This window comes from Streptomyces sp. NPDC001732 (assembly GCF_053596315.1).
Genome location: NZ_JBSFFY010000028.1, coordinates 92,620 through 101,696, shown reverse-complemented (window position 1 = coordinate 101,696; position 9,077 = coordinate 92,620). Strand labels below are relative to the sequence as shown.

The 9,077-nt window shown below is 66.9% G+C and carries 9 protein-coding genes and 1 pseudogene; 8 read left to right on the top strand and 2 right to left on the bottom strand.

The window, feature by feature from the left end; translation table 11 throughout:
• Positions 1-105: 105 nt before the first annotated feature.
• Together ACWCXX_RS24620 and ACWCXX_RS24615 are read left to right on the top strand one after the other, a co-directional pair.
• On the top strand, positions 106-288 hold the full coding sequence (locus ACWCXX_RS24620) for a hypothetical protein (protein WP_451130651.1): 183 nt from the start codon (positions 106-108) through the stop codon (positions 286-288).
• Between the two features lie 128 nt (positions 289-416).
• A complete protein-coding gene (locus ACWCXX_RS24615; protein WP_451130649.1) occupies positions 417-1,322 on the top strand; it encodes a hypothetical protein in 906 nt (301 codons plus the stop codon).
• On the opposite strand, the gene ACWCXX_RS24610 is transcribed toward ACWCXX_RS24615, so the two are convergent.
• Both ACWCXX_RS24610 and ACWCXX_RS24605 read right to left on the bottom strand, forming a co-directional pair.
• On the bottom strand, positions 1,316-1,744 hold the full coding sequence (locus tag ACWCXX_RS24610; RefSeq protein ID WP_451130647.1) for a hypothetical protein: 429 nt from the start codon (positions 1,742-1,744) through the stop codon (positions 1,316-1,318). The genes ACWCXX_RS24615 and ACWCXX_RS24610 overlap by 7 nt on opposite strands.
• A gap of 25 nt (positions 1,745-1,769) precedes the next feature.
• Positions 1,770-2,269: pseudogene (locus tag ACWCXX_RS24605) on the bottom strand (serine/threonine-protein kinase); the annotation flags it as partial.
• Between the two features lie 231 nt (positions 2,270-2,500).
• On the opposite strand from ACWCXX_RS24605, the gene ACWCXX_RS24600 reads away from it, so the two are divergent.
• The 6 genes from ACWCXX_RS24600 (at position 2,501) to ACWCXX_RS24575 (ending at position 9,062) form a co-directional block, all read left to right on the top strand.
• Entirely contained in the window at positions 2,501-3,382 is an 882-nt protein-coding gene (locus tag ACWCXX_RS24600) for a glycosyltransferase family 2 protein (RefSeq protein WP_451130645.1), read from the top strand.
• A gap of 85 nt (positions 3,383-3,467) precedes the next feature.
• Positions 3,468-3,773 (top strand): hypothetical protein, encoded by a 306-nt coding sequence (locus ACWCXX_RS24595; RefSeq protein ID WP_451130643.1) that lies wholly within the window; start codon positions 3,468-3,470, stop codon positions 3,771-3,773.
• A gap of 249 nt (positions 3,774-4,022) precedes the next feature.
• Entirely contained in the window at positions 4,023-4,448 is a 426-nt protein-coding gene (locus tag ACWCXX_RS24590) for a DUF6507 family protein (protein ID WP_451130641.1), read from the top strand.
• Positions 4,445-7,207: a hypothetical protein gene (locus ACWCXX_RS24585; protein WP_451130639.1), complete on the top strand. Its 2,763-nt coding sequence runs from the start codon at positions 4,445-4,447 to the stop codon at positions 7,205-7,207. Before ACWCXX_RS24590 ends, ACWCXX_RS24585 begins: the two co-directional genes overlap by 4 nt.
• Positions 7,208-7,269: 62 nt before the next feature.
• A complete protein-coding gene (locus ACWCXX_RS24580; protein WP_451130671.1) occupies positions 7,270-8,070 on the top strand; it encodes an immunity 49 family protein in 801 nt (266 codons plus the stop codon).
• Between the two features lie 173 nt (positions 8,071-8,243).
• Entirely contained in the window at positions 8,244-9,062 is an 819-nt protein-coding gene (locus tag ACWCXX_RS24575; RefSeq protein ID WP_451130669.1) for an immunity 49 family protein, read from the top strand.
• The last annotated feature ends 15 nt before the right edge of the window (positions 9,063-9,077 follow it).

Genomic DNA, 9,077 nt, shown 5'->3' with positions numbered 1-9,077 from the left:
TGAACACGTCGCGCAGGAACTCAACGGCCGTCCACGCAAGACGCTCGGCTGGAGTACACCAGCCGAGCGTCTACGTGATCTACTCACCACCTGAGCCAGGAAGTGTTGCAACGATCGCTAGAACTCAAGAAGGTCATCGGGGTGGACGGGGCCCTTCGGCGGGTGCGGTTCGTCCATTTCGTGGCGACCATCGACGCGGCCGATCTGCGCGCGGCGTCACCCGAGGAAACGCACGTGATCCAGTCGTGGATCAAGCGGAGGCAGGAGCTTTACGGCAGGGAGTGGTAGCCGGATGAAGTGACCCTGCGTGCGCGAATGTTCATGTACGGTGACCAATGAAGCGGCCCCCATCGCTGGTTGCACCCGGCGACAAGGGCCTTCACCGTCAGTTCTTGATACAGACAGGAACACGAACGATGCTTCGGCATGTTATCGCGCCCTTGCGCCACTTCTCCCAGATCTCCAACGAGATCCTGCGGCACCCCCGGCTGTCGTCCGACGCCGTCCGCATCCTCACCTGGCAGCTCTCCCTCCCTCCGGGCGCCGAGGAGTCCCTTTCCCGCACCGCCGCCCGCGCCGGGATCGGAAAGGGCGCCTTCAACCGGGCCAAGGCCCAGCTCAAGGAGGAAGGGTTCGTGCACGAATGGCGGCGGCAGGGGCTGCGCGGCCTCTGGTCCACCGTGCAGCTCGTCTCCTCCGTACCGCTGACCGCCGAGGAAGCACTCGCGGTGCGTGACGGGCGTCCGACGGCCGCCTGTCCGGCCGCCGGTGAGCCGAGGGGTCGGGCCGCCGGTCGTCATCCCGAAAAGACCCCTGTGGGAAACACCTCCACCCCTCCCGCGCCTCCTGCTCCTGAACATGACAGTGAGGCACGGGAGTTGATCGACAGCATCACGGCGCTGGACCCCCGGCTGACCGTGCCGCGCGGCATGATCCCGCAGCTCGTCGCGCTCGCCTCCGAGTGGCTGAACCTCGGTCACACCGCCGACGACGTACGCGGCGAGGTCCGGCGCGGCCTGCCGGGAGGCGGGCAGACCATCCACCGTCCGGGCGGCCTCCTGCGTTACCTGCTCCGCGAACCGGGGCCCGTAACACCGTCGTTGGCGCCACCGGTGACGGCTTCGCCGCCCCGCCTGACCGCGATGCGCGAGTGCACCGGGCCCCACCACGTACAGCCGATGCTCTTCCCCCCGCAGGGGGACGAGGAGCTGTGCGCCACGTGCCGGGACGCGGCTCCTCGCCGGGAGGCGGCGGCGACGGCCACTGCGCGCGGCGCGGCAGCCGTACGCGCACAGCTGTCCGGGCGGCCCACCCGTCACTGACTCGACTTCACCGTCTTCCGTGGGTTGCGGTCGATGACCTTGCCCTTGTTGCCCGCGTCCATGTACGCACTGCCGTAGTCGTCGCGGACGTACAGCGTCATGTAGAGCCCGGCGTCCTTGTCGATGTGCAGAATCATGTGACTGCGCTCGGCGTTCTTGATGCCCAGGCCGGTCTGGGCCTCGCGCCACAGATCGGGCAGCAGGTCCCAGTCGAACTTGCTCAGGTCGAGCGAGGGCGGCCGTTCGGTGACTCCGGCCGGACCGTCGTTCTCCACCTTGCCGTCCCGGTAGGTGTACCCGTGCGTCAGCTCCGGGTTGGCCTTGAGCGGGGCGGCGACCGACATATGGCTTCCGTGCGGGCTGAAGCCGGAGACGACGGTGCTCCCGATCGTCGGCTTCAGGGCCACTATCGCCTCGCGCACGCCCTTCGGCGTGAAGAGGTACTCGTCCGAAGACGGTGCGGACCGGGCTGCCGTCCTCCCTGATGAGCACGCTGGCCGGCTTCACGTCCCGGTGCAGGATGCCCGCCGCGTGCGCCGCCCTCGGCCCCGCCAGCAGGCCACGCCCCAGCCGGGCCGCCTCCCCCGGCGACAACGGCCCCCGCTCCAACCGGCCCGCCAGCGGCCCACCCGGCACCAACTCCATGACCAGCCAGGGGAATTCGATTTCCCGTCCGGTGACGACATGGAAGATGGTCACCACATGCGGATGCCGCAGCCGGACCAGCGCACGGGCCTCGCGCAGCACCCGCTCCCGCAGCACCACCGCCTCCCTCGATCCGCTCTCCGCAACCCTCGGATCGAGTGGACGCACCTCCTTGAGCGCCACCTCACGATGCAGCTCCGTGTCGCGCGCACGCCACACGAACCCCATCCCCCGCCTCCGAGCCGCTCCAGCAGCTCGAACCGGCCGTCGATGACCCGCCGCACCGCACCCTCCGTCACCATGACACTCAGCCCACGAAGACACGGACTGCGAAGGCGCGAAGAAGGGTTCCTCAACGATCGCTATTCATTGGCCAGTTAATGCCATCCGGTACACCGCTCACGAATCGCACCCCCGGCCGGGGGCATGACGGGGCAAAGGTTGCTGAGAGGGGCAGAGCCTGCGGGGAGGGACAGAGCCTGCGGGGAGGGGCACTAGCATCGGCACTCTGCCAACCACTGGAGTTTGCCGCTATGTCGTTGCCGCGTATCGGGGTCGTCATCGTGACCATGGGCACCCGCCCACGGGAGCTGGAGGCCCTTCTCACCTCGGTGGAGAAGCAGGACGTACCGGCGGCACGAGTGGTGCTGATCGGCAACGCGACGCCGCTCACCGATGTGGACGTGGCGGAGAACGTGACCAAGGTCCCGCTCGACGAGAACCTCGGCTGCCCGGGAGGCCGCAACGTCGGCCTGGAGCTGCTGCGCGACTCCGGTGACGTCGACGTCGTCGTCGAGCTGGACGACGACGGCCTGCTCATCGACATGGACGTGTTCCGGAAGGTCCAGCAGTTGTTCGCGTCCGACCCCAGGCTCGGGATCATCGGGTTCCGGGTCGCCGACGAGCACGGGCACACCGAGCGACGCTGGGTGCCCCGCCTGCGCGCCGACGACCCGATGCGCCGGGGCCTGGTGACGGCGTTCCTCGGCGGCGGACACGCCTTCTCCGTACCGATGCTCAAACAGACCGGCCTCTGGGCCGGGGAGTTCTTCTTCGGGCACGAGGAGTCCGACCTGGCGTGGCGGGCGCTCGACGAGGGCTGGAAGATCCTGTACGAGCCCGAACTCGTCCTGCAGCACCCGAAGACGTCTCCGGCACGGCACGCGGTCTATTACCGGTTCACGGCCCGCAACCGGGTATGGCTGGCGCGCCGCCGCCTCCCGGTCCCGCTGATCCCGGTCTACCTCGGCGTGTGGATCCTGCTCACCATGGCCCGGATGCGCTCCCTGAGCGGCGCGAAGGCGTGGTGGGGCGGCTTCGCCGAGGGCGTGCGGACGTCGTGCGGCCCGCGCAAGGCGATGAAGTGGCGCACGGTGTGGCGCATGACCCGCCTGGGCCGCCCCCCGATCCTCTGACCTCCGCACAAGCCTGTCCTCTGGCTTCTGGCCTCTGACCTCCGCACGAGCCTTACCGCGCCCTCCGGCCGCTTAGCATCGCCGCATGGGTGTAAACATCATGTTCAACTTCGAAGTGCACGGCCTGGCCGACGAGGCAGAGACCAAAACCGTCCTGGACGCGATCGCCGAACTGATCAGCGAAGAAGGCTTCCAGGACCACGAGGTCGGCATGGGATGGAGTGTGATCGACGGACGGCACTTCATCACCGGCGAGACCGACTACCCCGTCGGCATCAGCAGCTTCTACGCATGGCGCCCCCGCTTCGAAACCGACTTCCACGAACGAATCCGCACCCTCGCTCCTGCCACCACGGCCTCGATCAACTGGAATTGTCTGGACGGCGGATGACCACGCGCGTACGCGTACGCGCCCGGCTTCGCTTCCCTCCGCGACGACGCCCCCCTCAACCCCAACTGCAAACGCGCACCCGAAGCTTCCCAAGGCTGCCCTCTCCACTTCCTGCCACGTCATAAGCGAGCCAGTGTTGGCCGATTGACGGTTTGCTGATTGCATCAGCGATGCCCCGGTTGATAGAGATGACCATGCGAACAGCCGTTCGTCTCACGAGGGGCGACGAGGCGCAGGGGGGCTCTTTTCATGGTGGGGTGGGACATCAGGCCGCAGGGTGTGCAGGGCCAGTTGAAGGTGGTCGGCGGTCATGCCGGTGATCTGCAGAAGGCCCTGACGGCGCTGCTGGAGACGGTGTCGGAGGCTGCGCAGGCGGCGGGGACGGCGGTGCCGGGTGCGCAGGCGTCAACTCCTGTGCAAGGCCCGGTCGTTCCGGGGCGGGCGCCGTTGTCGCGTGCGGCGGTGGGTCCGGTGGCCGCAGCGCTGGGCGAGTACCTGAAGGAGCGGGACAAGGACTTCCGGTCGATGGCCGAGCGGACCGAGGCGTCGGTGCTGGGTGCGGTGGAGGCGACGGGGGCGTACTGCCGGGGTGACCTGGAGGCCGCCGAGCACGCGCAGAGGGCGGCGAGGGCGGTTCGTCTGGACCTTCTCAAGCAGGGCAGGGAGGGACGGTGAGCGGGCCGGGGCCGGTCGATCCGGTCGGCATACCGGTCTTCACCGGCGACCTGGCGCTGCTGGACACCAAGGTGACGGCGCTGTCCGGGCACGGGGTGAAGATCGCGGAGGCCGCCGGGGACGTGCACCGCAGTTTCGGCGGGCTGCGTGCCTTCTACAAGGCGCCCGAGGCGGAGCAGTTGTTCGCGACGACCGGTCCGGTCGCGGCGAAGGGACAGGTGCTGAGTGAGGACCTGTGCGTGATCGCCGGCGCGCTGGGGACGTACTCGGACGATGCGTTTCCGCTGGTGGAGCGGCTCAAGGAGCTGAAGCGGGACGCGGTGGCCTTCCGGGTGAAGGTGGACGGCGACGACAAGTGGCGCGAGGACGGCGATCTGGTCGAGGAGAACAACCGGCGCCGGGCCGAGATAGCCGAGGTGTGGGCCGCGTTCCAGGAGGTGGAGCGGGCCTGTCACGCCAAGATCGTCGCCCTGGTCGGCGGCACCCCGCTGACCACCGGTGACGGCTCCGGCAAGAAGGGCACCTACGGCTACGACGCCGAGGCCCTGAAGCAGGCGAAGAGCCTGCCGTGGGGGGAAGCGGTCGAGGAGTCGACGCCGTGGTGGCAGGTGTGGGAGCACGCCTACGACTTCGGCAAGGGCTTCCTCGTCGACGGCGTCTGGGGCACGGTCAAGGGCCTGGGCACCCTCGCCGGCTTCAGCGGCGGGGACGCGGCGAAGGAGGCCTGGACCGGGCTGGCCAAACTCGCCACCGGCCTCTCCCCCGCCGCCACCCTCCTCCTGCACACCCTGCCCGGCGACCACAGCGCCTGGATCTACGACTCCCGCACCGCCGTGAAGGAGACCGGCAAGGCCCTCATCGCCTGGGACCAGTGGGGCTCCAACCCCTCCCGCGCCGCCGGAGCGGTCACCTTCAACGTCCTGACCACCGTCTTCACCGGCGGCACCGGCAGCGCGGCAGCAGGCGCGGGCAAAGCCGGCCTGGCGGCCAAGGCTCTCTCCCTCACCAGCAAGACCGCCCGCGCAGTGGACCCCATGACCTACGTCTTCAAGGGCGCGGGCACCGGCCTGTCGAAGATCAGCGACGTGATGGCCGGGCTGAAGGGCCTGGGCAGGTTCGAGGCCCCGCGCATCGACGTGGACGGCGCGATCGCCCTCCCCGAAGGCGCCGCGCACCTCCCCGACGGAACGATCCACCTCCCCCCGGGCGCGGCGGTCCCGGACGGAGTGACCAGACTCCCCCACGGCAGCATCAAGCTCCCCGAGGGCACCACCACCTTCCCACCGGACACGGTGAAACTCCCGGGGGACGGCCCATCACAGTTCCTGGACCCCGACGGCACCATCTACAACGCCGACGGCTCGATCGCCCAGCACGCCACGGATGCCCCGACAGGCAAACCCGATGCGGACGCGGGCGCACCGAAGACCGACACCCCGAAGACGGACTCCCCGACCACGGCCAAGATCCCGGACCGCGAACTGGCAGGCGTCGGCAGCCGCGGCAGCGACGACGCGATCCGCCTGGGCAGCGACCCCTCCGCCCCGACCCACATGGGCGACCACACCCCGGCCCCCCACCCGGACCACACCCCCGGCGGCCACGCGGGCGATCACATGCCCGCAAACAACCTGGACAACACGCCCTCGGCCGACAGACCGGGCGGCAACGAACCCACCGACCACACCAACGCACCGGGCACAGGCCCCACCACCGGCCATGACCTGCCCGGAAACCCCGCGACGGGCAACGGCCCCGGACACCCCAACATTCCACACACCCGCGGCCCCGGCACCGGCTCCCTTCTCGGCGACGGCCCAACTCCCCCGCGACACCAGCCCGTGCCACGCCCCAGCTTCATGCACGACGGCCCCAATCCCTACCGTTCCCACAAACCACTCACCCGGGAACAGATCGAGGAGATCCAGGTCTACCGTGCCAACGAGGAGCCGGGTTACCGCGAGCGGTACTACCGTAAGGACGGAACACGCACAAGCCTGGAAAGGCACGACGAAAGCGGGTTTACTCCGCCTCAACTCACCCGTCTATCGGAAAACGATCCGTGGATCCGCGCCAAGGACGCCCCCCAACCACCAACCCCGCACTACCTGGACGAAAAATATATTCCCGTCAGAGAGGAAACAGTTAAGAGCAAGTCCAGGCTCAAGAAACTGAACGAGATCGCCAGAAGACGCTTCGAAGCCATCCAATGGGACAACATGATGGAGAAGCTAAAAGCAGAAGCGGGCGAGAACCACAAGGCACTGAAGACGGACGAGTCGGCCGAGCTCCTGCAAAAGTCCATAGAGGATTACAAAGCTGCCCACACCCAAATGCGCGACGCCGCAGAAGAGCTCGGCGAGAAGGCAGCCGAGCTCCACTACATGGCTGAAAAACACCCAGACTTCGATCCACAACCCCTACTCGGCCCCAAGAACGGCAACGACAAATTCGACCAGGTCTGGACGCACAAGGACGGCCGGGTCATCGTCATCGAAGCCAAGAGCGGCCCAGGGACCGAGCTCGGAAGAAGGACACTCCCAGACGGTAGGCAAGTATCCCAGGGAAGTCGAGAATATTTCCTTGATATCATCGAGAAGATGAGGGAGCGTGGCGAAGCAAAAACCGTAGCAGCTCTGGAAGATGCCCTAGATGACGGAAAGTTGGAGTACGTCGTCATCAGGGGAAACAAAAACACGGGAACATACACCGGATACCTGTACCGTCGGTTTGACATCAGCAAGGGGACTCTTCCATGACCGTAACATTTACCCGTCATGATTTTTCCAGCAGGCCTGGTATAGAGCAGCTCGCAGAAGAGATGGACGAATATCTTTTCAGGCGCATCGATCGCCTCGAGAGAAAAACGGAGGTAATCGATTCTGCCTTCAGTTCCGCAATTCTTTCGTTGCGCGCTCACTGCGTTTCCGACCCTCGGGCCGCAGCGGCGGAGACGTGGGAAGCCGCAGTGAACGCCATGCAACTCGGCTCCGCGCTCTTCGCCGTGACCGGCATCACCGAAGGAACCGTCGAATGCCGGATCAACCGGAAGCTGCGAAATCTCCCGGCAGCCAGAGGGCCGAGGTCATCCGCCAACGCGGGCAACTGGCTGTCCGCTTTCTGGCTCGCCGTCATCTGCCGTGAGCAGCAGCGGATGACGCAGTTGTGCGAGATTCCGCTGGAGCGGCTGCGGGCTCCGGAAGGGGCGTACGACGAGTACATCTACCACTGGGTCGACACCCTGCAGACATATTGGCTGCGCCGCCCCGGCCTGGCGGAGAAACTCACCACCGCCATCGAGATGACCGACCCCTCCATCGCCCGCATCGCCCCGCTCGACCTGTTGCAGGGGCAGCTCTATCCACCGATCAACCTCTTCTACCACTTCGTCACCAGGGACACCGAAGGCTTCACCCCCGCCCTGATCGAAACCCTGAAACTCCACCAGGCCTACTGGACCCTCACCGAAGAACGCACCACCGACATCAACGGAAGCATCGCACTCGGCCCCCTCGCCATCGCCTGCCTCGCATACGACGGCGAGTTCCCCATCGGCGTCGAATCCGACTACCTCCCCAAACACCTCCTCCAGCACGGCTGGCTCGGCGAATTCCCCACCTGAACCCCCGTCGGCCCAGCTGGACGAGAACTCCACAGACCTCATGGTGCTGGACCACACACGCGGTCCGACACCATTCCTTCGCCGGAGCCGTCCCCGAATACTTCAAGATCTGAATCCGACAAGGGAAATCAGTGGTCACGAGCATGTCCCGCCAGAACTATCCGGTGGCTGAGATGGAGGCAGTCATCCCTGTCATGGAGAAGTCCCTGGCCAATTCGCTGCAGGCCATCGAGGCTTCACATCGCGCCAGGACTGGTGCGCTGACAACATCTCTGAACGTCGCGCGTATCCGCTGCGTCGGGGACCCTGACGCGGTGATGCTGGAGACCTGGGAGTCCTGGCTGCTGGCCATGCAGGTGCACTCGGCAGTCTTCGCCGCCGCGACCACCGACCGAGAGACGGTGACCTGCACGATCCGCCAGGAGGAGCGGCAACTCGCCACCACCGGCCCGCAGTTCTACCTCAATGCGGGAACCTGGCTCAACGCCTTCTTCCTGGCACTGATCTGCCGGGAGACGGCCCGCCTCGACATGCTGGCGCAGGTGCCGCCATCTCTGCTGCGCGACTGCGGCGGTGTACTGGACGAGTACATCTACTCCTGGGTGGAGGCCCTTCGGAGCTTCTGGCTGCGGCGTGACGACATCGGCCAGCATTTGGTGCGGGCCGTGGACCTGAGCGCCCCCGAGCACACCCGCATCATGGATCCCGAGACCATGAGCAAGCTGAAGTACCCGCCGATGATGATGTTCTACCGCTACCTGCGCAACGACGCGGCGGGCTTCAACGAGGCCCTGAACGACGCCCTGCGCCGGCACAAGGAGTACTGGACGGCCGACGAGGACCGTACTCAGACCATCGACGGCGTCGTGGCCATCGCTCCACTGGCAATCGCCTGCCTCGCCAAGGCCAACGGCATCCCGATCGAGGTCGAGTCCGGCTACCTGCCGAGCGCCCTGCTGGACTTCGCCTGGCGCGGCGAGTTCGACGCGTAGCCGCCAGAAGGAGCA